19 protein-coding genes and 3 pseudogenes are annotated in these 25,831 nt (G+C 32.4%); 19 read left to right on the top strand and 3 right to left on the bottom strand.

Annotated elements, in window-relative coordinates; genetic code table 11:
• The first annotated feature begins 231 nt into the window (after positions 1-231).
• The 6 genes and pseudogenes from RBB48_RS21165 (at position 232) to RBB48_RS21185 (ending at position 6,220) form a co-directional block, all read left to right on the top strand.
• Entirely contained in the window at positions 232-936 is a 705-nt protein-coding gene (locus RBB48_RS21165) for a 4'-phosphopantetheinyl transferase family protein (RefSeq protein ID WP_088609773.1), read from the top strand.
• Positions 923-1,645 carry a thioesterase II family protein gene (locus RBB48_RS21170; RefSeq protein ID WP_098200189.1) on the top strand — a complete coding sequence of 241 codons (723 nt, stop codon included), beginning with the start codon at positions 923-925 and terminating at the stop codon, positions 1,643-1,645. Before RBB48_RS21165 ends, RBB48_RS21170 begins: the two co-directional genes overlap by 14 nt.
• Positions 1,646-1,834: 189 nt before the next feature.
• Positions 1,835-1,906: pseudogene (locus tag RBB48_RS31705) on the top strand (SDR family oxidoreductase); the annotation flags it as partial.
• Positions 1,907-2,299: 393 nt separating this feature from the next.
• Positions 2,300-4,270, top strand: coding sequence for a penicillin-binding transpeptidase domain-containing protein (locus RBB48_RS21175; RefSeq protein WP_306008032.1), 1,971 nt, complete (start codon positions 2,300-2,302; stop codon positions 4,268-4,270).
• A gap of 599 nt (positions 4,271-4,869) precedes the next feature.
• Positions 4,870-5,403 carry an RNA polymerase sigma factor gene (locus tag RBB48_RS21180; protein ID WP_306008033.1) on the top strand — a complete coding sequence of 178 codons (534 nt, stop codon included), beginning with the start codon at positions 4,870-4,872 and terminating at the stop codon, positions 5,401-5,403.
• On the top strand, positions 5,393-6,220 hold the full coding sequence (locus tag RBB48_RS21185) for an SH3 domain-containing protein (protein ID WP_306008034.1): 828 nt from the start codon (positions 5,393-5,395) through the stop codon (positions 6,218-6,220). The genes RBB48_RS21180 and RBB48_RS21185 overlap by 11 nt, the downstream gene beginning before the upstream one ends.
• A gap of 46 nt (positions 6,221-6,266) precedes the next feature.
• Here the strand turns inward: RBB48_RS21185 and RBB48_RS21190 are convergent, their stop codons facing one another.
• Positions 6,267-7,988 carry a peptidoglycan D,D-transpeptidase FtsI family protein gene (locus tag RBB48_RS21190; protein WP_306008035.1) on the bottom strand — a complete coding sequence of 574 codons (1,722 nt, stop codon included), beginning with the start codon at positions 7,986-7,988 and terminating at the stop codon, positions 6,267-6,269.
• A gap of 349 nt (positions 7,989-8,337) precedes the next feature.
• Here RBB48_RS21190 and RBB48_RS21195 point away from each other — a divergent pair, with 349 nt between their 5' ends.
• Positions 8,338-10,473, top strand: a complete 2,136-nt coding sequence (locus RBB48_RS21195; RefSeq protein WP_306008036.1) for a peptidoglycan D,D-transpeptidase FtsI family protein — start codon at positions 8,338-8,340, stop codon at positions 10,471-10,473.
• A 207-nt stretch (positions 10,474-10,680) separates the two neighbouring features.
• A complete protein-coding gene (gene bla / locus RBB48_RS21200; RefSeq protein ID WP_370513124.1) occupies positions 10,681-11,628 on the top strand; it encodes a class A beta-lactamase Bla1 in 948 nt (315 codons plus the stop codon).
• Between the two features lie 174 nt (positions 11,629-11,802).
• Here the strand turns inward: bla and RBB48_RS21205 are convergent, their stop codons facing one another.
• Complete coding sequence (locus RBB48_RS21205) at positions 11,803-12,792, bottom strand: LacI family DNA-binding transcriptional regulator (protein ID WP_088063399.1); 990 nt, start codon at positions 12,790-12,792, stop codon at positions 11,803-11,805.
• Positions 12,793-12,890: 98 nt separating this feature from the next.
• Here RBB48_RS21205 and RBB48_RS21210 point away from each other — a divergent pair, with 98 nt between their 5' ends.
• The 6 genes from RBB48_RS21210 to RBB48_RS21235 all read left to right on the top strand — a co-directional run bounded on the left by RBB48_RS21210 (position 12,891) and on the right by RBB48_RS21235 (position 18,681).
• Positions 12,891-14,216 carry a DegT/DnrJ/EryC1/StrS aminotransferase family protein gene (locus RBB48_RS21210; RefSeq protein ID WP_088063400.1) on the top strand — a complete coding sequence of 442 codons (1,326 nt, stop codon included), beginning with the start codon at positions 12,891-12,893 and terminating at the stop codon, positions 14,214-14,216.
• Positions 14,203-15,063 carry an HAD-IIB family hydrolase gene (locus RBB48_RS21215; protein ID WP_306008037.1) on the top strand — a complete coding sequence of 287 codons (861 nt, stop codon included), beginning with the start codon at positions 14,203-14,205 and terminating at the stop codon, positions 15,061-15,063. Before RBB48_RS21210 ends, RBB48_RS21215 begins: the two co-directional genes overlap by 14 nt.
• A gap of 17 nt (positions 15,064-15,080) precedes the next feature.
• On the top strand, positions 15,081-16,130 hold the full coding sequence (locus RBB48_RS21220) for a Gfo/Idh/MocA family protein (protein WP_088122150.1): 1,050 nt from the start codon (positions 15,081-15,083) through the stop codon (positions 16,128-16,130).
• Positions 16,131-16,204: 74 nt separating this feature from the next.
• Positions 16,205-17,407, top strand: coding sequence for an MFS transporter (locus RBB48_RS21225; protein ID WP_306008038.1), 1,203 nt, complete (start codon positions 16,205-16,207; stop codon positions 17,405-17,407).
• Between the two features lie 39 nt (positions 17,408-17,446).
• A complete protein-coding gene (locus RBB48_RS21230) occupies positions 17,447-18,028 on the top strand; it encodes a TetR/AcrR family transcriptional regulator (protein ID WP_306008045.1) in 582 nt (193 codons plus the stop codon).
• Positions 18,029-18,036: 8 nt separating this feature from the next.
• Positions 18,037-18,681 (top strand): HXXEE domain-containing protein, encoded by a 645-nt coding sequence (locus tag RBB48_RS21235; protein WP_306008039.1) that lies wholly within the window; start codon positions 18,037-18,039, stop codon positions 18,679-18,681.
• A 163-nt stretch (positions 18,682-18,844) separates the two neighbouring features.
• Here the strand turns inward: RBB48_RS21235 and RBB48_RS21240 are convergent.
• A pseudogene (locus tag RBB48_RS21240) lies at positions 18,845-19,489 on the bottom strand (YczE/YyaS/YitT family protein).
• 494 nt (positions 19,490-19,983) lie between these two features.
• On the opposite strand from RBB48_RS21240, the gene murQ reads away from it, so the two are divergent.
• The 5 genes and pseudogenes from murQ (at position 19,984) to RBB48_RS21265 (ending at position 25,729) form a co-directional block, all read left to right on the top strand.
• The gene (gene murQ / locus RBB48_RS21245) at positions 19,984-20,871 is read left to right on the top strand and encodes an N-acetylmuramic acid 6-phosphate etherase (RefSeq protein ID WP_306008040.1); all 888 of its coding nucleotides are present in this window, start codon (positions 19,984-19,986) and stop codon (positions 20,869-20,871) included.
• A gap of 23 nt (positions 20,872-20,894) precedes the next feature.
• Positions 20,895-22,319 carry a PTS transporter subunit EIIC gene (locus RBB48_RS21250; RefSeq protein WP_306008041.1) on the top strand — a complete coding sequence of 475 codons (1,425 nt, stop codon included), beginning with the start codon at positions 20,895-20,897 and terminating at the stop codon, positions 22,317-22,319.
• 319 nt (positions 22,320-22,638) lie between these two features.
• Entirely contained in the window at positions 22,639-23,490 is an 852-nt protein-coding gene (locus RBB48_RS21255) for a MurR/RpiR family transcriptional regulator (protein WP_306008042.1), read from the top strand.
• Positions 23,491-23,548: 58 nt separating this feature from the next.
• Positions 23,549-24,574, top strand: a complete 1,026-nt coding sequence (locus RBB48_RS21260; protein WP_306008043.1) for an alpha/beta hydrolase — start codon at positions 23,549-23,551, stop codon at positions 24,572-24,574.
• A gap of 785 nt (positions 24,575-25,359) precedes the next feature.
• A pseudogene (locus tag RBB48_RS21265) lies at positions 25,360-25,729 on the top strand (DUF898 family protein).
• The last annotated feature ends 102 nt before the right edge of the window (positions 25,730-25,831 follow it).

The following is a 25,831-nucleotide window of genomic DNA, read 5'->3' on the forward strand; positions in this document are numbered from 1 at the left end:
TAGAAACCTTAATGAGTTACCCATAGTAAGATGTAAATGCTCTGGAATCTTTGTAATAGAAGCGAATACCTGATGATATTACTGAGGAAAGGTGCATATTTTCATTGATATGTAAATATGCACCTTTCCTATTGTATATGCAATTTAATAAAGTGAATTTGAATTTCTGTAACGTTCATATATGAAGTAATTCTTAAAAAAAGGAAGTGATTTATCATACAAATTCAAGCTGTGAAAATACCAAAGAATATTGAAAGTCATTTGTTTAAGCAACTTAGTAACTTAGTTTCAAATGAGAAGAAAGAACGAATGAAGCGTTTATTAAATTCATGCGACATTAATAGGACCCTGATAGGAGATTTACTAATCCGATCTCTAATCTGCCAAAAGTATAAAATTAATAATGAAGAAATTAGATTTATATATAATGAGTATGGAAAACCTTTTGTTGAAAATTTTTCTGACTTTCATTTTAATTTGTCACATTCAGGAGAATGGGTGGTTTGTACTACTGCTAATTTTCATGTGGGTATTGATATAGAAAAAGTTTCAGAAATAGAGGCTTTTAAATTAGCACATGAATTTTTTTCAGAGGAAGAATTTTATGAAATATCTAATATGAATTCTGATGAACAAATTAATTATTTTTATGATTTATGGACATTAAAAGAAAGTTATATAAAAACGATTGGAAAAGGGCTTTATACCCCGTTAAATTCATTCTCTATAAAAAAAGAGTCACGAACTTTAATTACATACAAGAATATACCTAAAAACTTTTACTTTAAACAATATAACATTGATCCAAATTATAAGATATCTGCTTGTGCAACAAGGAATGAATTTCCGCAAGAGATAATAATTAAAGACATTTATACAATTTGCCAAAATATATACAAATTTGAAAGTAAGGAGAAAATCAATGCAAAAGACTAAACTTTTTTGCTTTCCACATGCTGGGGGATCTGCGTTTAGTTACGCAAAATGGAAAAATTACTTTAATCCATATATTGAGGTAGTCCCGATAGAGTTAGCTGGTAGAGGATATAGAATTGAAGAAAGTTTGCACCAAAGTATGGAAGAGGTGGTGAATGATGTCTATAATAATATCGTTATGCAGATAGATGATTCGCCATATATTTTATTTGGGCATAGTATGGGAAGTTTGATTGCCTATGAAGTAGCTAGAAAAATACAAGATTCTAAAAATGTATTGCCTAAATTTCTTGTTTTGTCCGGTAGAAATCATCCAAATAGTAAAATAAAAAATATTCGACATAATCTTTCTAATGAACAATTTAAAAGAGAAGTTATTGCAATGGGAGGTACACCATCTGGGGTACTTGAATCAGAAGAATTAATAGAGATTTTTCTACCTATTCTAAGAGCAGATTTTAAAATTGTCGAGACATATATTCATGACAATAATACACAACCATGTGATATTGATTTTCTTATATTTAATGCGGAAAAGGATGAGTTTACTACATATGATCAAGTAATAAAATGGAAGCAATACACAAGTAAAACGTGTACTTTTCATTCTTTTGAAGGTAATCATTTCTTTCTAGATGAAAATATTGAAGAAATAGCAAATAGTATTATAAGAAAGTTAGATTCTAAAAGATTATCAAATAGTTTTTAGAGATTTTCTAACTATACTCATGGCTAAGAAACAAAAATATTAAAGATGAAAAATACAGGCATTGCTGAAATACCTTTGAACAAAGGCAGGGCAGTTTAAACGAACTGTTTAAAGGTAGGTGTTGATGGAATTTTAAGTAAAATATATGAAGTAACTTTAGTTTAAGTTGACTTTACCTGAAGGTGAAGCTTTCTTTCTTCATCAGACAGTCGTTGGATAACTGATGAGTTAATCGATGCAAGTAGCGGATCTTGCTTATAATGCTAATTGTAAGTACTATGTACTTTAAAAGCCCAAATCATCAGGTTAAGAAAAATAAATCTATCATTTTCTACTGTAGAATCCTTACTATAAGGATTCTATTTTTGTATCAAAAATCTATAAAGATAATATCGACGAAAACGAATTAAAAGGTATTTTAAATGAATTTTTTAAAACAACACTAATACTTATAACGTTCGCTAAATATATTCGCTCCTTATGTTTGCAAGAAGCTTACAAACTTTCCTCTTCCAATGCAACTTAAGCGTAAATGAAATTTTTTGTAAATGTGGAACAATCTCATTACTTACACTGTCTATTAAGCGTTACAACATTTTTTATTTAATATATCAAGAAAGGAATAAATATTTTTAACAAAGGGAGAAGATTGAATTGAAAAAATTATGGATGCTGGTTTTCTTTTGTTTTGCAGTTATGTTGGTAGGGTGTAATAAAAACGAACCGCCAAAACAAACATTTGAAGAATATATCAATTTATGGAATGATAAAAAATTTGCAAATATGTATGATCATTTATCAGAGCGTGCCAAAAAAACGATTTCTAAAAAGGATTTCACAGAGAAATATCAAAAAATCTATGAGGGTATTGGAGTTAAGAATTTAAAAATTAAAACGAAAGGAGAGAATGCTAAAGATAAAGAGCTTTTTCTTTTTGAAGTTAAGATGGATACGGATGGAGGAACAGTTTCATTTATCCATGAAGCAAAACTCGTGAAAGAAAAGGAATCTTGGAAAATAGATTGGACACCAGATTTCATTTTTCCAGCTATGAAAAAAGATTACAAAGTACGTATGCAAATAGAACAAGGAAAACGCGGAGAAATATATGATCGAAATGGGAAAGCTCTTGCAACGAATGGTAAAGCGACTGAGGTTGGAATTATTCCAGAGAAACTAGGCGAAACGGCAGCGCAAACAAAAGAAATAGTAGCACAATTACTTGATATGTCTATAGAAGAGGTCGATCAGAAGCTTACAGCGAAATGGATAAAACCAGACTCCTTTGTACCAATTGGTATTTTAAAAGAGGGAACTAGACAGAATGATTATATTGAATTAGAAGGAGTTTCATCTCGCCCAGTAAATATTCGGACGTATCCATTAGGAGAAGCGGCGGCACACTTAACTGGTTATATAGGAAAGGTGAATGCAGAGGAGTTAAAATCGCTTCAAAAAAAAGGGTATCAAGCAGATGATTTAGTAGGAAAGACAGGTTTAGAGAAAGTACTAGAGAATACATTGCGTGGTGAAAAAGGTGGACGCGTATTTATAGAAGATGAGAATGGAAAAGAGATTAAAAATGTAGCAAAAAAAGAAGCAAAAGAAGGGGAAAACGTTACGTTAACAATTGATGCTGCAATTCAAGAAAAAATCTTTAATGAGATGAAAAATGAAGCAGGATCTAGTGCAGCGGTCAATCCTAAAACAGGTGAAACTATTGCACTTGTAAGTAGCCCTGCTTATAATCCAAATACAATAGTTAGAGGAGCATCAAAAGCCCAACGAGAAGCATGGAATAACGACTCGAAACTACCAATGATGAATCGTTTCACACAAGCATTTGTACCAGGTTCCGTATTTAAAACGATTACTGGTGCAATTGGTTTGGAAACAAACACTATAAACCCTAAGGAAGAATTTAAAATTCAAGGATTAAAGTGGGCAAAAGATTCATCTTGGGGAAATTATTATGTAACACGTGTGAAGGAAGCTAGTCCAATTGATTTTGATAAGGCAATGAAGTACTCTGATAATATTTATTTTGCTCAACAAGCTTTGAAAATGGGAAAAGATCAGTATGTAAATGAATTTAAGAAATACGGATTTCATGAAAAATTACCAATCGAATACGAATTTCCTATTTCAATCATTGCAAGAGATGGGATAAAAAATGATATTCAACTAGCAGACACGGGATATGGACAAGGACAAGTATTAATGACACCACTTCATTTAGCATTAACATATGCACCGATTGTGAATGAAGGGAATATTCCGTCGCCTCATCTTTTAAAAGAAGCAAAAGTAGCGGGGGATTGGAAAGAGAATGTGGTTTCTAAAAAGAATCAAGAGATATTAAAGAGCGCATTAATAAAAGTCATTAATGACCCTGATGGCGCGGGGAGAATTGCTAAGGTTGATGGTATAACTCTTGCTGGTAAAACCGGTACAGCAGAACTGAAGGAGTCGAAAGAAGCAGACGGAAAAGAACTTGGATGGTTTGCAGCTTTTGATGCAAATGCGCCCGACATGATCATTACCATGATGATCGAAGATGTAAAAGGAAGAGGGGGGAGTAACGTTCCAGGGGAAAAAGTAAAACATGTTTTTCAGAAAAAATAAGTAACTATAAGGTGAAATCTTTTACTACATTCATTGTTTGCTTAACACGAAGGTATAAATTGAGCGATACAAAGAACAATTAAGTTTCGAAAAAGCATTCTCCGTAATCGAGAATGCTTTTTTGTTGTGGCTGAATAAAGATGATAACTTATCTATGTTTTCATTTTTGAAAGGTTGGTATTGCTAATAGTAAATAGAAGAGTAAAACAAATTGAAAGGGACAAGTGAGGGGGGGGGTAAACTTTAATAAAACAGTTATTTAGTAAAACATAAATAGAGCACACAAATAAGTATGCTCTAAGAAAAAAGGTGATACAAGTGGAGTGTTGCGTGAAATGCACAAATAATAATCAGATTTTTTATGAGTGTATTTTTAACATTGTATGCTTTACTTGTTTTTTCGGAGCCTGTCATGTAAAAGAATGTATAGATGATTATTTTATGAAGGTAATTGCACACCTTTACATTTTTAGGAGGATTTTTTTATCAAAAAAAGATAAAGAACGGAACAAATGAAACTTGTATCTTGTCTATATATTGAAACCATAATAAAAGTGAGGGCAGTTTTATCTTTATTCAAATAAGTTCGAGGTGTGGAAATGGAAGAGACGTTTATTGAAAAGTGTATTCATGATGAGCTTGACTATGTTATAAAAGACTATTGGCAAGATGTATGGAATTATTCATTTATTATTACGAAAGATCCACACTTATCAGATGATATCACGCAAGATGTGTTTATAAAGGTATTTAAAAATTGGAATTCATTTCGAAAGGAGTCATCTATTAAAACGTGGATATTAAAAATTACAAGAAATACAGCAATAAACTATTTGAAATCCTCCTATTTTAAAAGGATATCATTAGTAGGTTTTTTTAGTGACGATAAGCAATATCCATCGGCAGAAAGAGAATTTTTTAAGCAAGAGGAAATGAATGAAGTGTGGGATGTTGTTTTAAAACTACCTAAAAAACACCGTGAAATAATTATTTTAGACGCAAAATATGAATTATCTTATGAAGAAATGGCTGAAACACTAGGAGTATCCATTGGAACTGTAAAATCCAGATTAAGTAGAGCGAGAAGTAAGGTTTCAAAATTAATAGGGGAGGGTAGTAGTGATGAACAATAAACAAAATCCTGATTGGTATAGAAAATTAAAAAAAGGCCCAATGGAGAATCGTAACGATGAAGAAGAATTTATTTTTAAAATAAAGCAGTCTATATACGAAAATAATGAAACGGATCTTGTAAAACATAAAAGACCTTTTCGTAAAAAAGCAGTACCTATTGTAGTTGTTTTGGTTTGTACAATGTTATTTTTTATCGTTCAACAACCTTGGCTTGATGATAATAAATCACCGGTACAAAGTAGCACTCAAATTAAGCCTAAAACAAAAGATGAGTCTGCTCAAGATCCAACATTAAAACAATTTATGAATGAATTATATCAAAGTACAAATTCAAAAAATGAAAATGACTTGTATAGAGCGTTAAATGATGAAGTTCTATTTAAAGGGAAGAGTTATAAGAAGGATGAATTGAAATTTGATGAAGATATTTTTCATGAGTTGCAAGTTGCTCTTACCATGGGGGGAGAATTTACAAATGATACAAAGCAAGCATACAAAGTACCAAGTGGATTGACAGAAAGTAACGAACCAAAGCAAGCGCATTATATATATGCAACTGTTACTGGAAATAAAACGAGAATTTTAGCTGAACCAAAGCGAGAATCACAAGTTTTATATGAAGTATCTAATGAAATGGTAAAAGCTTGGATTCCAGAAAAAGTGCAGAATAATGGATATATAAAAGTATCGACAATTAGCGGTAATACTGGATATGTACAAAAAGAGTATGTTTTAACTGATATTAAATATTCTTTCATGTTCGAAAAGGATCATGAAGGTAAATGGAAAATAACGAATATAGATTCTATATGGTAAAGAGGAAGGTTCACTTTAATGAACCTTCCTCTATGTTTTTATTCTCTTATTGAAGAGTATTCCAGTACTCTAAAATTTCTGATGTAACGAGAGCAGCAATGTTTTTTTCTGAATTACTACCAGGAATAACGACAGAAACGGCAATTTGTGGATCTTCGGTAGGAGCATATGCAATGAAAAGAGAATGGTTTATCATTCTTTCTTGCTCATTCGGAGCACCTGTTATGCCTGTTTTACCTGCGACATGAAAGGGTAAGTTTTTAATTTCCTCTATATTTTGGCTCATCCCACCTTGCACGACACTCCAAAATTTCACCGGGTAACGATTTGAACTTTCTAAAATTGGTTTAAACTTTTTTGTTTCCTTACCATTTTGATCAATAATAGCACTTACGATTTGAGGTTTATATTTATCACCTTTACTTGCTAAAGTTGCTGCATATTGAGCAAGTTGAAGAGGAGTGTGTACTTCATTTCCTCCCCAAGAGGCATTTAATAAGGCGGAGATACCATTTTCAAACTTGTTTGTTGGATGAAATTCATATTGTCCGTCTTCTTCAAAAGGTAAATCAATCCCAGTTTTAGAACGAAGGCCGAATTGCTTTAAATACTCTGTCCATATATGTGCAACTTTTTCTATATTCCCATTATTTTGGTTGAATAAGGGTAGAGCTACTTTTGCTGTCATAAATGTGTTAGATGAATTAATGATAGCCTGCCTCGGTGTAATCTCACCTGTTGGCGTTCCAGGTGCATTCGTAATGTTATTTTGATTATCATATTGAAAAGTACCTTTATCTAAATAAGTATCTTCAGGTTGAAAAAGCTTTTCGTTTAATCCAATTAAAATAGTAAGTGGCTTTATAGTTGAGGCCATATTTACATAAGATTCACCATACTTTAATTTTTGAATTGCTTTATTTTGCGAAAGTGATTTGATGTTTTCTTTTTTAGATGATACTTGTTCATATAATGTATTTGGATCAAACACTGTTGAGTTGGCCATAGTTAAAATTGCGCCAGTTTTCACATCGGTTACCACAACATAACCAGCATTAACATCAGTTATTTTCTTGATTTGAGATCTTAATGCTTCCTCTGTTTTTTGCTGCAACTTAGAGTCTAAAGCTAGCCAGATATCTTTTCCTTTTTGTACGTTTTGAATGTTCCATAAGAACTTTTTATTATTCATTTTAAAAATAAGAGTTTTTCCGGGTTTTCCTTTTAAATCATTTTCATATTGCAGCTCAATCCCGCTTTTTCCAACGGGTACATTAAGGTCATTTTCTATATACCCAATTACCTGTGAACCAATTTCACGTTTAGGATAATATCGAATCACTTCATCTTTGATTATTACATTATTGGGTTTGTTTTTGTTTATGAATGCAAGTTCATTCTCAGTTATGTCAGAGTATAACGGTATATCATTCATAGTCTGCTTTTTACAAGATTGTTGTAATTGAGATTTTATGTCCTCTGTAGAAATGTCATGTTGAAATTCGCTTGAAAATTGATTGAAAAAAGCTAATGTGTTTGCTGTATCTTGTTTCGATAGCTTCTCATCATTAAAAGTGCAATATAAAGACTTAACTTTCTTATTTGTAGCTAGTATTACACCATTTCGATCAAGTATTTGTCCTCTTTCGGCCGAAGAAGTTTCGATAGTAATTGAAAAGAAATTGCTTTTTAACAAAATTATTAATATCAAACCTACAATAGAAAGAATCGCTATAAATCTCCATCTTTTTATTTTTGTATGTAACATAAAACCCTCCCTTTTTAGCTTATTTCATCTTATAGTTAATTATTTTTTTTGTAAATGTGGAACAACTTTATTATTTAGATTGTCTATTAAGTATTACAGCATGAAGAAAGGAATAATCAGTATGAAAAGTTTTTAGCAAATCTATGTGTAAGTTTTATATGGGCCAGTATATAGTTTAGCATTTCTAATGCTAGCGACAAAAAATAGAGAGAAAATAGGAAAGGAGAGTTATGAATTACGTAGCTAAACGAAAAGGTATGAATGCTAACAAGGATTTAGCAAAAAAGTCGAAACGATATTTATAACCGGCCATCGGTATGTAACATATAAGGAATTAAATGGAGGATTTATGGGGAATCAAAAAGGAAAGAACAAGACGTATATATCTATTCGATTAAATATAATGTTCCTTTGCATATTTTTACTATTCTCAGCTATTATTGTTCAGCTAGGAAAGGTGCAAATCGTAGAGGGAGAGGCTTATAAGAATCAAATAGAAAGCAGTCAAAATGCAACAACTAGCATTCCAGTTCCACGTGGACAAATACTAGATCGAGAAGGGAAAACAGTTGTTAATAATAAATCTCTTCGCACAATTACGTATACAAGGGTAAAGGGAATTACTAATGAAGATATTTTAAAAACAGCAACAGACTTAGCGAAAGTGCTTGAAATGTCTGAACAAGATATAAATAAATTAACAGATATCGATAAAAAAGATTTTTGGATGCAGTTGAATACGAAACGTGCGGAGACAATGATTACTAAAAAAGATATAAAAAAGTTAAAAGATAAGGGAATAGAGGGAAAAGAGTTAGATAAAAAAATAGAAGACTTAAGACGAAGTCGTGTTACAGAATTAGAATTGGCAGAATTAACAGCACAAGATTTAAAGGTGTTAGCTATTAAAAGCAAAATGAGTTCAGGTTATCAACTAACAACACAAATTATAAAAAAAGATGTAACAGATCAAGAGTATGCGCGAATAAGTGAAAACCTTGCTGAGTTTCCAGGAGTAGATGCAACAGTTGATTGGGAACGTAATTATGTAAATGGTAATTTATTTCGTTCCGTGTTAGGTAATATTACGAGTAGTGAAGAAGGATTACCGAAAGAAAACTTAGATTCTTATTTGGTACGTGGATATAACCGAAATGATCGTGTAGGAAAAAGTTATATTGAACAACGATATGAAGATGTCTTGCACGGTGCAAAAGAAGAAGTGAAAAACATTACTGATAAATCAGGAAACATTATAAACACAGAAATAATCTCTAAAGGAAAAAGTGGTAATAGTTTAACATTAACGATTGATATGGAATTACAAAAGAAAGTGGAAGAAAGTATAGAGAAAAATTTGAGAGCGTTTAAGAGTTCAGAGCCACTGTTGGACCGAGCTTTTGTCGTCATGACGAATCCAAATAACGGACAGATTCTATCTATGGCAGGCAAAAAGATTGTAGAAAAAGAAGGGAAATTAGAGATTGAGGATTTGGCATTAGGTAACATGACAACTTCGTATGAGCTAGGGTCAGCTGTAAAAGGTGCAACTTTATTAACTGGATATGAGACAGGGGCAATACAGCCAGGAGATCAATTTTATGATGCACCCATGAAATTTAAAGGTACACAAGCTAAGAAATCGTGGAATGTATCCGGATTTGGTAATATTAATGATTTACGAGCGCTACAAGTATCTTCGAATGTATACATGTTCCAGACAGCTTTAAAAATTGCGGGAGTTAATTACGTACCAAATGGTTCGTTGGATATAAAACAAGGAGCATTTGATACGATGCGCTATTATTTTAAACAATTTGGATTAGGAGTTCCAACAGGTATTGATTTACCGAATGAAATAATTGGACAAACTAGAAAAGTAGATAGTCAGCCTGGTTTTTTACTAGATTTTTCTATCGGGCAGTATGATACGTATACACCGTTGCAATTGGCGCAATATATTTCAACGATTGCTAATGGGGGGTATAGAATGCAACCTCAAATTGTACAAGAAATACGAGAGCAATCAATAAAAGAAGAAGAGGTTGGCAAAGTTATACGCTCTATAGAGCCTGTCGTATTAAATCGAATTGATATGAAGACAGAACATATTGATCGGATAAAAGAAGGGTTTAGATGGGTATTCCAAGAAGGTGATGGAACTGGCGTGAAGTATTTCAAAAACGCGCCATATAAACCAGCAGGAAAGACAGGGACAGCTCAAACTGTATATGGTGGAGATGATCCAATTGGTAGAAATGCAAAAGGAGAACGTATGGAATGCTACAACTTAACGTTAGTTGGATATGCTCCATATGATAATCCAGAAGTAGCATTTTCTGTAGTAGTTCCATGGCTTCATAACGATAAAAGTGGAATTAATTCTATAATTGGAAAAGAAGTTTTAGATGTATACTTTGATTTGAAAAAGCAGCGTATAAATGGTGAAGTTGCTGGTATAGATGCTTCGAATCAAAACGAGTAAAATTTGTGCACTTTTCTCAGGTGAAGAGCCCTTGTATATATAAAGGCACTAATAAGTAAAAAGATGAGATGTGAAATAAGCGATAGTGGCGATCATAGTTGCTATCACTTATTTTGTTAATACCTCTGATACTAGTTATAAAGTTTTTTAAGTTTATGGAACAGATTTGTTTCGGTGATTGTCTATTATGTGTACGTATAAAAAGGTATTAAGAATTTGAAAGGAATGATGATCTTGAAAAACAAGAGGATGCTAAAAATAGGTATATGCGTTGGTATATTAGGTTTAAGTCTTACAAGCTTAGAAGCTTTTAAAGGAGGGCCATTGCAAGTTGAGGCGAAAGAAAAGACAGGACAAGTGAAGCATAAACATCAGGCGACGTATAAAGAGTTCTCTCAACTTGAGAAAAAATTCGATGCACGATTAGGTGTATATGCGATTGATACTGGTACAAATCAAACAATCTCTTATCGACCTAACGAAAGGTTTGCCTTTGCATCAACCTACAAGGCGTTAGCGGCAGGGGTATTACTACAGCAAAACTCTACTGAGAAATTAAATGAAGTTATTACTTATACGAAAGAAGACTTAGTGGATTATTCACCTGTTACCGAGAAACATGTAGATACTGGAATGAAACTAGGAGAAATTGCTGAGGCTGCTGTTCGTAACAGTGATAATACTGCAGGGAACATTTTATTTAACAAAATAGGCGGACCAAAAGGATATGAAAAAGCGCTTAGACAGATGGGTGATCGGGTTACTATGTCTGATCGCTTTGAAACAGAATTAAACGAGGCTATTCCAGGAGACATTCGTGATACTAGTACAGCGAAAGCAATTGCTACGAATCTGAAAGCCTTTACGGTCGGAAATGTGCTTCCGGTTCATAAACGTAACATTTTTACAGGGTGGATGAAAGGAAATGCTACAGGAGACAAACTAATTCGTGCAGGCGTACCAACTGACTGGATAGTTGCAGATAAATCCGGTGCTGGAAGTTATGGGACACGAAATGATATTGCTATCGTTTGCCCGCCAAATAGAGCACCAATTATTATCGCAATTTTATCTAGTAAAGATGAGAAAGAAGCTACTTATGATAATCAACTCATTGCAGAGGCAACTGAAGTTATAGTTAAGGCTCTTAAGTGATAATCTCTCAATTCATTATGTAATAAAATATGAACTTGGAAAGTGATTCTTTTTAATGTGAAAAGCATTTTGATGGATTAATTTAATTTGATATAAAAAGAGGACGCATTATTATTTACGTCCTCTTTTTATTTTTATTTATTAGATAAGTTTAAGCAGAAACTTTTGTTTTAATTATGTCGATTCACGGATAATTAAGTTTGTAGGATATTCAATAATTTTACGTTTAATAGATTCATCTGTATTTATATATAGTAGAATCTCGTTAACGGTACGTTTACTCAGTTCAACAATTGGAATATCGATGGTACTAATTGTTGGAGTTGTAACTGTACAAATTAATTGATTATCATAACCACAAACAGCTAAGTCAGTTGGAATAGAATATCCTTTTATAGTAGCTCCTTTAATGACTCCAGCAGCAACTTGATCATTTCCAGTAAATAATGCAGTAGGTCTATCTTTTAATTTATCTAATTTCTCAAAAATTCTAAATCCATCTTCAATAGTAATTGCATCGCCAAACAGCCAATTTTTATTGAATGGTAATTGCTTTTCTTTTAAGGCATGCAAATATCCTTGTTGGCGTTTTAATTGTGCTTGACTATTAAGAGAATCAAAACAAAAGCCAATTTTTTTATGATCTTTGTTTATTAAATGTTTAACAGCTTTGTATCCAGCCTCAAATTCATCGTAACAAATTATTGGAATAGGTGCATTTTCCTCATACTCATTACAAAGTAATATGGGCCCATATGCTAAATAATGCTCTATATTTTCCCAACTATTTTCTAGGGATGCGAGAATTACACCATCTACAGCTTTATTCTTTAGTAATGAAAGTAATTCTAGCTCTATTTTTTTCTCATAAAAAGTCTGATAAATTAGCAATTTGTAATTGTGTTTTAATAATTCTTTAGAAATTTCTCTAGCTAATTTTCCGAAAAAAGGATGATCTATATTTGGAATTGATAGAGCAATGGTTTGTGTCTTATTTATCCTAAGATTCCTAGCAATAGAACTAGGAGTATAGTTGAATTCTTGCATTACTTTTATTATTTTCTCACGTTTTTCTGAATTTACATATGGATGATTATTTAGAACTCTTGAAACCGTAGCATTTGATACATTACATAATTTAGCTATTTCGTTAATTGTTACCATAGAGAAACCCTCCGTAAAAAAAATGTTGACATGTAATCGATAACATAAAATATAGTCTACTCATGATTTTCAAAATAATTTCTTAGAGGTGATTTAACGTGAAAACTCTTACTACAATTTCTGGACATAGTAAAGACAATTTAGCTTTATTAAAGTGCCTACAGGGGGAAACAAAAGAAAAAGAATTTGAAATTAGTAATATATTGCCGAATCACAAGATGAAAGAGAAATTATTTAGGGAAAATAAATTGAAAATAGATATTGATATAGAAAAAGATATTTTCAATTATAGCAGAAAAAATATACAGAAAATAGAATTTATGCCAGTTAATCGGTTGATTTCTCAAGATGAGGTTGAAAAAATTATAGGAGTTTTAAAAGATGTCTTACCGACAGGTCAATTTACAAGTGGACCATTTTCAAAAAAGCTAGAAGAAGTAATCGGAAATTATTTAAATAAAAAGTTTGTAATTGCAACAAGTAGTGGTACAGATGCCCTTATGGTGTCATTGTTATCTATTGGTATTCAGCCGGGAGATGAAGTAATTATGCCAGCTAATAGTTTTGCTGCTACTGAAAATGCCGTGTTAGCAGTCGGAGCAAAACCTATATTTGTAGATATAGATCAGCAGAGTTATTGTATTGATCCATCTAAAATAGAAGAAGCTATAACCAAAAAAACTAAATGCATTTTACCTGTACATTTGTATGGTAAACAATGTGAAATGAAAAAAATTCGTGAAATTGCGGATCTATATCAATTAACAGTTATTGAAGATGCATGTCAAGCTATTGGTTCTTCAAATCTTGGAGAATATGGAGATATAATTGTCCTTAGTTTTAATCCATATAAGAATTTTGGTGTATGTGGTAAGGCAGGTGCAATAGTTACTAATAATGAAACTCTTGCAATTCGTTGCAATCAATATAGTTATCATGGATTTGAGATTGATAAAAAAAATAAAAAGGTATTAGACTTTGGATTCAATTCTAAAATTGATAATTTGCAAGCAGCTATTGGTTTGGAAAGAATTAAGTACTTATCATATAACAATTTAAAAAGAGCGTATTTAGCTCAACGATATATACGTGATTTAAAGGAATTAGAGGATAGAGAATTAATTAAGCTACCTATGATGACAGAAGATAATGTCTGGCACCTTTTTCCGATTAGAGTTGAAAATGGAAGAAGAGACGAGTTGAAAAATAAATTGTACCAAATGTATAACATTGAAACAGATATTTATTATCCGGTATTATCTCATAAACAAAATACTAAGTGGATAAAGGAAAATGATTTGCAAAACAATATATTAAATACAGAGCAAGTTCATAAAGGAATATTACATTTACCTTTACACCCAAATATGATGTTAGAAGAGCAAAATTTCGTTTTGGAGGGATTATTCAATGTCAATAAGTAATGAAGTTTTAAAGTCTTTAAATTTTGAAAGACTACCACAGGTTAAAAAGCCTAAATATGTAGTGTTCTGTGATTTTGATGAAACTTATTATCCTCATAACATGGATGATTCTAAAAGAAGCAATATGAAATTGTTAGAAAAGTATTTGTATGAACAAGGAAGTAAAGGGGATTTAGTAATTGGTTGGGTAACGGGAAGTAGTTTAGAATCAATTGTTGAAAAAATGAAAAAGGGTGGTATTCAGTATTTCCCTCATTTTGTGGCGAGTGGATTAGGTACAGAAATAACGTACTTTGATAGTAATGGGACTACTATAGATGATCAAATTTGGGAGGAGAGAATTATAGGGGGTGGTTTTGATTCTTCAAAGATTGAAAGAATTCTTAAATTGCTAGAATCAAAATATGAAATTTTTTTAAGACCTCAGACACAATTAGGAAGTTCTAAGTACAAATTTAATTTTTATTATGAAGAGCAAAATGAATTTATTGATGCAAAGAATTTAGAAAAGATAGAAGAAATCGGAGAAATATTCCAAGTGGGAGTTAATATTAACAAATGTAATCCACTAGCTGGTGATCCAGATAATTGCTATGATGTAGATTTTATTCCACTTGGAACAGGTAAAGATGAGATAGTGAAGTTTATTTTAGACAAGTACGAACTAGATAAAACAAATGCCATTGCTTTTGGAGATAGTGGGAATGATTTAAGAATGCTACAAGCTGTAAGACATGGTTATTTAGTAGAAAATGCAACAGAAGAAGCCAAAAACACACACTCAATGTTAGCTGAAGGTGAATACTCGATTGGAATTTTAAATACTCTAAAGCACATTATTAATTAAAAGGGGATGTTCATATAATGAATATTGGGATTATAGGTGCAGGAAGTATTGCAAGAGCTCATTCTAGAGCATTATCAACTGTTGATAGTTGTAAATTAGTTGGAGTGTATGATGTTAATAATGAGAATGCCCAAAAGTTGGTAGGGAATTTTGGTGGGAAGGCTTTTAATAGCTATGAAGAGTTACTTGAAGTAGTTGATGGGGTAATAATATCTTCACCGAATTTTTGTCATAGATCTCAAGCTGTTCAAGCGTTATTAAAAAACAAACATGTGTTATGTGAAAAGCCAATGGCAATTTCTTGTGAAGAAGCAAAATACATGATGACAATAGCAAAAAATACTAATTTAGTCGCTTCAATGGGGTTTAACTATCGCCACCTATCTTATGTTAAGGCTTTAAAACAATTAATTCAAAATGAAGAATTAGGGGAAATAGTAGTGGTAAGATTGCATTTTAAAAAGAATAGCGCTTTTAGGAGAACTTCGTTTACTTGGCGAGATGATTTTCAAAGTAATAGAACTAGCGGGGCCTTGGGAGATTTAGGAATTCATCTAATAGATTTATTATGGTTTTTATTTGAGAGTGATTTTAGAGAGGATACTGTTCGAACTAAAATTAAAACAAATGTTAAGGAAAAAGAAAGTAAACCAGTTTTTGTTGATGACTATGCTGAGGTTTATGGCCAATTGAAAAATAAGGTTTTTGTTAATATTACAACATCTAAAAGTTCATTTCTTGACGATTGTGGTTTTAGTATAGAGGTAATAGGTACGAAGAAAGAATATAAGTATTCTTCTAAAGAGCCAAATAAATATATACTCTTTGATGGATTGGAAAAACATGAAATCCCGTTACCATTACCTTTACTAGTCGATCCAGAAAACGAGATTTTTGAATGGTCTGATTCTTTTAGAAGTGAAATTATAGAATGGGCTAAGGCTGCGGAAGGTGGGCCAAATAAGTCTGTAGCAACATTTGAAGATGGATTTCGTTCACAAGTAATATTGGATATGTTTTTTGATAAAAGCAGTAGTAATAAAGAACGATCTGTAGCAACTATTTAGTTTTATGGTAAAAACAGGGGTTTAAAACTTTTACTTAAATCCCTGTTTTTATTTTGGATTGGAGTTGAGAAAAGGTGCGGTTAATATTTTATTATGGTTGCTTGTTTTATTTTATTGTAGGAATAATACATGTTTGCATAGGTAGTTTAATTCCTTCATTAATACAATATTATGGAAGAACCCCTGATCAATTAGGTGTTTTAATATTTTTTCAATTTACGGGTTTTTTATTTGGTGTTCTAAGTTCACCCATACTAGTAAGAAAGTATCATTATTTTAAAACAATAACATTAGGTGTTTTAGTAATGTCCATCGTCCTAGGAGGTTTTATATATATTAAAGAATGGGCATATTTAGCCGTTATTTGCTTTGTATTAGGCTATGGAGCAGGTTTGTTAGAAACTACGGTGGGTTCCTTTATTATTTCAGCAGAAAGGAATAGTGCTGCTAAATTTAGTATTCTCGAAGTATGGTTTGGGGTTGGGGCGCTAGGATTTCCGTTACTAGTTAATTATATTACAAAATTTTATGAATGGTATTTTATTCTTTATGGGATATTACTATTCTTTATTTTTACACTATTTGTTTGGTACATGCTTGGACGTACAAAATTTCTAAATTTTTCTCCTCAAAAAAATGAAAAGGGAGGAGCATCCCTTTCCTCATTCACTCTTAAATTTAAAAGTGAAAAGATTAAAGTTATAGTATTTATTTCACTTTTTGCATTCTTATATGCAGGCATAGAAACCAATCTTGCAAATTTTTTATCTACAATAATGATTCTTACCAATAATGAATTAATCAGTTCAGTAAGTATATCTTGTTTTTGGCTAGCCATAGTTATAGGAAGAATACTTGTAGGTAAGTTTGCTCATAAATTTAATTATTGGACATACATTACATCTAGTTGCTTTACATTAGTGATTCTATTATTTATATTCCCCTTTGTTCAAGGTACAGGTATGTATTTGTTTATCATCTTCATTATTGGTTTAGTTATAGCGGGTGTTTTTCCAATAACATTAATCTTAGCTTCCCGTATTATGGAAAATAATATTGATGAAGTGACTAGTTTATTTATTGCATCGGCCAGTTTAGGGGGGGCACTAGTATCTTTTCTAATTAGCTGGAGTCTGTCCTTAAATACTATAAAGGTTACTTTTGGGATATTTTCACTTTTCGCATTTAGTTTAGGTTGTATTATTTTAAAAATGAGAAAAATTTCCACTTACAGTAATGAAAGTGCCAAAAAAGTAGAAAATATGAAAAATTTATAGAAAAATTTTTATAATGTGAAAAAGATAATTATATTTGGAATTTCCAAAAAGATTGATAAAGTTAAAAATTCTGTAAATACAACATTGAAGTTCATTAAAGACGAAGGCTTCGAAAGTGTAACAATAAGAAAAATTGCGGCATTGTCGGATACAAATATTGCGCTTGTAAATTACCATTTTGGCTCAAAAGAAAAGTTGATAAGTGAGACAATTAAAGTCTTATTAATTAGCTTTCAAGGCACTTTTTCTATTTTAGATGATATTAAAGTGCCAGCGAAAGAAAGATTAAAAATATTTTTACTTGATTATGTACTAGTAATTCGGCAATACCCTGAGTTAGTTAGGAAAATTATTGCAATGGGAACTACGGTATTTACATCTCAATACGAATATGGTGATTTTTTGAAGAGGCTCGGTTTTAGTAAAGTGAAGAATATTTTAAGCGAAATAACAAATGAAACGGATCAGGAAATTTTAATGATGATGATAGTGCAAATATTAGGATCCATTTTTCTTCCAGCATTAATGATGCTAATTCTTGAATCAGGGGCAGATATAAGAATACTGCCTGTAGAAAAACAAATTGATTTCCTATTTGAACGCTATTTTTATAAAAATTAAGATAGTGGGTGATAGAGATGATTAGTTTCTTTAGAAAGCGTTGGTGTGATGTAGGGTTAGCTATGGCAATTGTTGTCGTAGGTTGTTTAGTCGCGAATTTTGGAGAAATGAGTGAAATAAAAGTACTGTTAGCGTTAAGTTTTGTAGCCATTTTAGTGTATCAATTTGAAGAGTATCGTTGGCCAGGTTATTTCGCGGGTCTGTTTAATGTAGTTATATTTAAAAGTGATATACCAGATCGCTATCCATTAAATACGCAATCTGCTATGGTAATAAATATTTTGATTGCGTATGTTTTTTATTTACTTCCGGTTTTCTTTCCAAATATTATATGGCTTGGGTTGGCACCTATTTTAATGGGATTTTTTCAATTCATATGGCATGGTATTTTTGCGAATATAAAAGCTAAAACAATATACAACCCAGGATTAGGTGCTGTTGTATTACTACATGTTCCGATTGGTTATGCATATATGAGATATGTTCTTTTACACAATTTAGCTACAAATTTGGATTGGATATTAGGGCTAATCTATTTTCTAGTAGCCACCTATTTTTTAATTATAAAAGGAAATATGTTACTGAAAAGTAAGGAGACAATTCATTACTTTTCTAAAAAGCAATTAGGTCCGTACAATGATGCGTTAAAGTGATTCAGAAGGAATTTTGGATGCTGAAGAGAGTACAAGTGAATTAAAAAAGAAAGGTGCATAGGCGCCTTTCTTTTTTTGAAAGAGATTTTTGTATTTTGGCTAGCGCGACATTGCTATCAAGCTAAGCCATAAATCGTCAATTAAAGTAGAGGTTGTTTCTTTTTTATAAACTTGCACTAACGTTGTCTTTCTTTTTTCTCTCTAAATTATATAAAAATATTTGAAACATCCTGAATGATTGCTGGAATATAGGGCTTTGGATAAAAGTATACAGAAATGTCACAATAAAAATGGGACCGCCTAGAATATAACCAATTACTAATACGATGCTTTCCACAATAATTCTAGCTCGGCTTACAGATAATCCTGTTTTATCAGAAATAGCAAGCATGAATCCATCCCTTGGTCCTGCACCAATTCCGGCAGCAACATACATACCACCGCCAATACCCGTAATTATAATTCCAGAAAGTAATATAAGAAGATTTACCCACAATATATGTGTGGCATGAGGAAGAATATCCAATTTTAAGAAAAGATCCATAATAGGACCGATTAGCAATGCATTTAAGAATGTACCTATGCTTATATATTTCCGATCTACTACTAATGACACGAGAACAAGAAATAAGCCGCATATAACACTCCATGTACCAATGGTCCATCCAAATCGCTGATAGAGTGCCATATTCAGGACTTCTCATGGATGGAGTCCTAGAAATTTAACATTTACTGCAATTGCATTGCCCAACCCAAAGAAAGTTAATCCTAAGAAAAAAAGAAAATACCGAAAAAGTGATTTCCACATTTGTAATCCCCCTAATTTTATGTATCATTACATATATTACATGTAGAAATCTGTTTATACCAATATCTTGCATTTGCTAAACGTAATAGGGCTCGCTCTCATGCGTATCAACTTAAGAATTTTATAACACCTAAAACAAAGAAAGGCTCATTTTCTCCTTGAAATATTTGTTTTCCTTAGCTTGATGGCAATGTGGCGCTACCCCATGCCTATCAAGCTAACAGAACACGTTGCTCCCCAAATACTAAACATGAACTTCATTGCTATAAAGACTCTAATTTTTCGTTTTGGGGCAAATATTATATAAAATAATAGACATGTCTGAATCACTAATTTCAAAATAGCCTTTATTTTACTGAGGAATTAATAAGTTTTGAAATTTTATTTCTAAAAAAATATAAAAATATTGAAATTTAATTTCAAAAATGCTATTCTATATTTGCAATAAAGAAAACGTTCTCAGACAATTAATTTAATAAAAAAGGGTGATATACATGTTAGAAAAATTAACAACAGAAGCTCGTAATGATAAAACTATGAACTTAGACGAGATGTCGATAATAGAATTTCTTACAGTCATGAATGAAGAGGATGCAAAAGTAGCGGACAGAGTGAAGTTAGAAATTCCACAAATTGCAACAGCAGTAGAAGCAATTATAGAGGTGAAGAGAAAAGGAGGACGCTTAATCTATCTTGGTGCTGGAACAAGTGGTCGCATTGGGTTGTTAGATGCAGTTGAATGTCCGCCCACTTTTGGGACAGCCCCTGAAGAAGTAGTTGGATTAATTGCTGGTGGTAAGAAAGCTTTTATCAAAGCAGTAGAAGGTGCAGAAGACAGTAAAGAATTAGGAATTCAAGATTTAAAGGACATGCATCTAAAAAATACAGATGTGGTAGTTGGAATTGCTGCTAGCGGACGTACACCTTATGTGATTGGCGGTTTAGAATACGCGAACTCTATTGGGGCGCAAACAGTGGCTGTAAGTTGTAATAAGGGTTCCGCAATTGGAAAAGAGGCAAAAATTAAGATTGAGGTTAATAATGGACCAGAGGTATTAACTGGGTCTACTCGATTGAAATCTGGTACTTCTCAAAAATTAATTTGTAATATGCTTTCAACCGCATCTATGGTTGGGTTAGGGAAAGTATATGGGAATTTAATGGTAGACGTACAATTAACAAACGAAAAGCTTATAGAGCGTGCAAAACGTATTGTAATGGAGGCTACATCTTGTGACTATGAAACAGCGGAATTATATTTAGCAAAGGCTGATAATAAGCCCAAGGTTGCAATTGTAATGATCTTAGCAGGTTTTTCAAAAGAGGAAGCTATACAGCGATTAGGAGAGACTCAGGGTTTTATTCGTCAAGCAGTTAAATAGTCAAAACGAGCGAGGTGTTTATCATGAGTAAATATCATAATATGGCATTAGAAATATTAGAAGCTATTGGTGGAAGTAATAATGTATTATCTTATACAAATTGTATGACACGTCTTCGAATCACACCGGTAAATCGGGATCAAATAAATGAAGAAGCTGTAAAAAAAGTTAACGGAGTTCTTGGAGTTGTTGATGATGAAACCTATCAAATTATTCTTGGGCCAGGTGTTGTTACAAAAGTATCAGAGCAATTCAACATTGTTGTAGCGCAAGGGAAGGAAGAATCTGTTAGTTCGACAACATCTTCTGCTGAAGATTTACAAACAAAAGGTGCCAAAATAAAGGCCGAACAAAAGAAAAAGAATAATACACCTTTCAAATCTTTTCTAAGAAAAATCGGAAATATCTTCATTCCTTTAATTCCAGCTTTTGTTGGAGCGGGTTTAATTGCTGGTATTGCATCGATTTTATCAAATAATATTACGGCGGGGAATTTAGATAGTGCTACATGGCAGCAGTATGTAACCATTTTTAATGTTATTAAAAATGCAATATTTAGTTACTTGGTTATTTATGTAGGGATTAATGCTGCAAAAGAATTTGGAGCAACTCCATCCCTAGGTGGAGTCATTGGTGGGGTGACTCTTTTAACAGGAGTGACATCTGATCTTCCAATAAATAATATATTCAACGGTGAACCATTATCACCAGGGCAAGGTGGGGTACTGGGTGTTCTATTAGCTGTTTGGATATTATCAATTATGGAAAAACAATTACGTAAATTTGTTCCAGATGCAGTAGACATTATTGTTACACCAACAATTGTATTGTTAGTCGTGGGATTGATTACAATTTTCTTGATCATGCCATTTGCTGGTTTTATATCAAATAATTTAATTGGTGCAATTAATTGGGTATTGGTACATGGTAGTGTATTCTCAGGATTCGTGCTTGGAGCGGCATTTTTACCGCTTGTTATGTTAGGTCTACATCAAGTATTAATACCAATTCATATTGAAATGATTAATTCAACAGGTGCAACACAATTACTTCCTATTCTTTCAATGGCAGGTGCTGGACAAGTTGGGGCAGCAGTTGCATTATGGGTCCGCTGTAAAAAGAATAAATCATTAACAAATATGATAAAAGGTGCACTTCCAGTTGGTATCCTTGGTATTGGTGAACCACTTATTTATGGTGTAACATTACCGTTAGGACGTCCGTTTATTACCGCTTGTATCGGCGGAGGTATTGGTGGAGCAGTTATAGGCCTATTAGGGCAAGTTGGTGCAATTGCAATTGGGCCTTCTGGTATGGCACTAGTTCCATTAATTGCAAATGGAGTATGGCTAAACTATGTCATTGGATTATTTGCAGGATATGCCGCTGGATTTGTTCTCACATATTTCTTTGGTGTACCAAAAGAAGCAATGGTAGAACAAGAATAATAGTGAGGAATTTTGTGAAAGTACGATTAATCCTTTGGATGGTCGTACTTTTTTGTCTTTCTACAACAGTAGACTTCTTCCTTATAAACGAGAAGTTGTGAAGTACCAATTTTAGATGGGAGACGAATGTCAGTAGGCGTAAATCTGCGTTTTTTGTATACTAAAGATATCTGATAAGATCCAATTACAAAAACTTGTTCTCGTTATATTCGCCAAAAGTCGTAAAGTGGTAGGTAAATCAAGGAGAGTAATAGGTGAAATTTTTATAGAAGAAATAAAATAATGGGATTAAATAAAAAAAGGAAAGAAGTTGGAATAATTGACGGTAAATAGTATTCGAACACAAATAGAATTAGTTTTAGATGAGCTACCTGTCTCTGAGAAAAAGATAGCACAATATGTTCTTTCTCACACAAAAGAGGTGACTCAAATGACAATACATCAATTAGCAAAAGAAGCAGAAGCAAGTAGTGCAGCTGTTGTTCGCTTTTGTCGGTCATTAGGGGTAACAGGTTTTCCAGACTTGAAAGCACGCCTATATGCTGAAATAAAGCATATACATCATGTCGGGTATTTTGATATTGAACCTGATGAAAAAGTACAATCCGTAATTGATAAAACGTTATCTAATACAGTACAAACACTTCATGATACTGTTGGGCAATTAGAAACGAAATCTATTGAAAAAGCAGTCGAATTTCTAAAAGAAGCAGAAGTTATTTACATTTATGGAGTAGGGGCATCTTTTCTTATTGCAGAGGATGTAGCACAGAAATGGATTCGTTTAGGAAAAAAAGCTTATGCAATTTCAGATCGACATTTGTTAGCAGTCGCATTGGCTACTCAATCAGAAAATGCATTATTTTGGGGGATTTCTTATAGTGGAGAAACAAGCGATGTAATAGAGCTAATGAAAGCAGCCCGAAATCTAGGACTGAAAACAATTAGCCTTTCTCGTTCAGGAAGCAGCAAAATTTCCGAGTTAGCAAATGTATCTTTATTTACGGCACGTGCCCCTGAGGCAAAAATTCGTAGTGCGGCAACTAGTTCTCGATTTGCCCAACTATTAGTAATTGATGTTGTCTTCTTTGCATACTCATCATCTCAATATGAATTAACAGTAAAACAATTAGAAAAGACAAAACAAACAATACAGCAACTAAATGAATAAAAGTATTTTCGTAGGAGAGGCTGAGGTTAGACACTTAAGGAACGGAGAGAGTTTTAAAATGAAAATAAAACAACAAAAGCCTAAGGGTCTATGGAAAAAAAGAATGTTTATATTTCTTATAATAGTGTTGGCCTTTGGTATCATGGGAGTCAGTTATTGGAATTTTTCACCAGCTCCAAAAGCATTTTTAATTAAAAAAGCATTTGAAGGTGGGGTGTTTGAACCAGCCACTAATTATGGAAATGCCCTAAAAGAAACAATAAGCGTTAAGGATATTAATTATAATTCTAAATTTCCAGATGGTACATTAGATCTTGTTTATCCAAAAAATCATAAAGAAACAACGCCTGTTATTTTTTGGGTACATGGAGGTGGATTTGTCGGAGGGGATAAATCAGATATTACGGGTTATGCGGTAGAGCTGGCTGCTCATGGTTATACAGTGGTAAATATCAACTATGCTCTTGCTCCTAAAAGTACATATCCAACACCGGTACTACAATTAGGTGAAGCTTACGAATACATAAAAGAAAATGTAAACAAGTATGACTTGAAACTAGATCGTGTATATTTTGCAGGAGATTCTGCTGGGGCACAGATATCTAGCCAATTTGTTAATATTCAAACATCTGCAGAGTACGCGAAGTTAACTAAGATTGATTCTATTGTTGATCCTACAACAATAAAGGGTGTATTGTTATTTTGCGGTCCATATAGTATGTCTGAATTAGCTAAAATAGAATCTACTAAAGAAATACAAGAATTTATGCGTACTGCTGGTTGGGCGTATTTAGGTGAGAAAAATTGGGAAGGTTTAAACGAAACGAAAATAGCCTCGGTTTTAGATCATGTTACAAAAAATTATCCACCAACTTTTATAACAGATGGTAATACAGCGTCATTTGAAAATCAAGGAAAAGCATTAGTTTCTGCTTTACAAAGAGAAGGTGTATTAGTAGATAGTCTTTTCTTTGATAAAAATGTTTTTGGGGAGTTAGGACATGAATTTCAATTTAAAATGAATACTTCAGCTGGTCAAGATACTTTCAACGAAGTTCTTGGATTTTTAAGTAAAACTAAATAATATGCATTTGATAAAAAGTTTGCTCTATTCCTTTGAAATACACCTCTGCCAAGTAGACAGTATTTAAAAAGTGAAACTAAATCACCCGAGTTCTATATTAATATGGACTCAGGTGATTTAGTTTCTTTTGAAATTTTTAATGATTATAAAAATATATATTTGCGCACAACAAACTTAGCCTCATCAGCTGTGTGAAAAATGCCTATTTTAGATTTGAATGTGAATAATCAACAACTAAGGGAAGCACCAACTCTAAGGTGTCTTCCCATATTTAATACTTTTTATCAATAATCAATTTTAACAGAACCTAAATAAAAAAATGAGAAGAATGAATAATATTCTTCTCATTTTCAGGAATTAGGGTGGAATTTTGGATGAAAAATCCACAAGCATAGTGTAACAAACTACGTAAGGTAGATTATATTTAATATTGCATATAAGGAAAGACTTTTCTGTAGAAATAAAAAAACTTGAAAAGTCTATTTTATAGGTGTTTCTAAGTTTTTTTTATTTCCATGATACCAATTTAAGTAGGAAGAAATAGATGAATTATTTAATATATCTGGCAAAGAGAGAAACAGAATCAAAGCTAGTATTCTAGCTGTTTTCTTAGACCTTAGTGGCGTTGAGAGAAGTTTTTAAACTTATTGGTATGAATGAAATGAATAAACGTTTAAAAAGTTTAAGGAAGTTAAAAAAATGTGGTAAAATGTGTAAGTTTATTAAGGTTATATTGAATAAAATTCGTGCGCTAATCAAGATAAATTGGTAAAGGAGTGTGTTTTATGACAGAAAATATTAACATAAATGTTAAGGCAGGAAGGAACTATGTACCAGAATCAAAATGGGGACGACAGTCTTTCTTTGATGGTGGACTTTTGAGCTTCATTGGTTGGAGTATCTTGGGAGCTCTTATTACAGTGTTCACGCTTGGTATTTGCTATCCGCGGGCGGTAATGTATGGTTTATGGTTGGAAAATTAACCATACGGTGGTTGATGGGCATAGAATGAAATTCAAGGGTTCAGCAGTTGGCTTGTTTGGTAACTGGATTAAATGGCTACTTCTGGCAGTTATTACACTGGGTATCTATGGTTTTTGGGTTAGCATTAAACTTGAAGACTGGAAAGTCAAAAATACAACCTTCGTTAATTAAGAGGGAATTTTGATTCAGTACCTGAAGGGGTACGGCAACCATTCCTTCTTTTTGGAGCCACTCACAAATATAAAGCAAGAGAAGTGATATTTTCATATACTC

Origin of the sequence: Bacillus sp. MMSF_3353 (assembly GCF_030733445.1) — a bacterium.
Taxonomy (GTDB): domain Bacteria; phylum Bacillota; class Bacilli; order Bacillales; family Bacillaceae_G; genus Bacillus_A; species Bacillus_A wiedmannii.

Bases quoted from the DNA above. Each gene is read 5' to 3' on its own strand.
- RBB48_RS21190 (WP_306008035.1), bottom strand. From the start codon at position 7,988: ATGTTACATACAAAAATAAAAAGATGGAGATTTATAGCGATTCTTTCT.
- RBB48_RS21215 (WP_306008037.1), top strand. From the start codon at position 14,203: ATGTCAATAAGTAATGAAGTTTTAAAGTCTTTAAATTTTGAAAGACTA.
- RBB48_RS21185 (WP_306008034.1), top strand. From the start codon at position 5,393: ATGAACAATAAACAAAATCCTGATTGGTATAGAAAATTAAAAAAAGGC.
- RBB48_RS21170 (WP_098200189.1), top strand. From the start codon at position 923: ATGCAAAAGACTAAACTTTTTTGCTTTCCACATGCTGGGGGATCTGCG.
- RBB48_RS21250 (WP_306008041.1), top strand. From the start codon at position 20,895: ATGAGTAAATATCATAATATGGCATTAGAAATATTAGAAGCTATTGGT.
- RBB48_RS21260 (WP_306008043.1), top strand. From the start codon at position 23,549: ATGAAAATAAAACAACAAAAGCCTAAGGGTCTATGGAAAAAAAGAATG.
- RBB48_RS21205 (WP_088063399.1), bottom strand. From the start codon at position 12,792: ATGGTAACAATTAACGAAATAGCTAAATTATGTAATGTATCAAATGCT.
- RBB48_RS21180 (WP_306008033.1), top strand. From the start codon at position 4,870: ATGGAAGAGACGTTTATTGAAAAGTGTATTCATGATGAGCTTGACTAT.
- murQ (WP_306008040.1), top strand. From the start codon at position 19,984: ATGTTAGAAAAATTAACAACAGAAGCTCGTAATGATAAAACTATGAAC.
- RBB48_RS21220 (WP_088122150.1), top strand. From the start codon at position 15,081: ATGAATATTGGGATTATAGGTGCAGGAAGTATTGCAAGAGCTCATTCT.
- RBB48_RS21195 (WP_306008036.1), top strand. From the start codon at position 8,338: ATGGGGAATCAAAAAGGAAAGAACAAGACGTATATATCTATTCGATTA.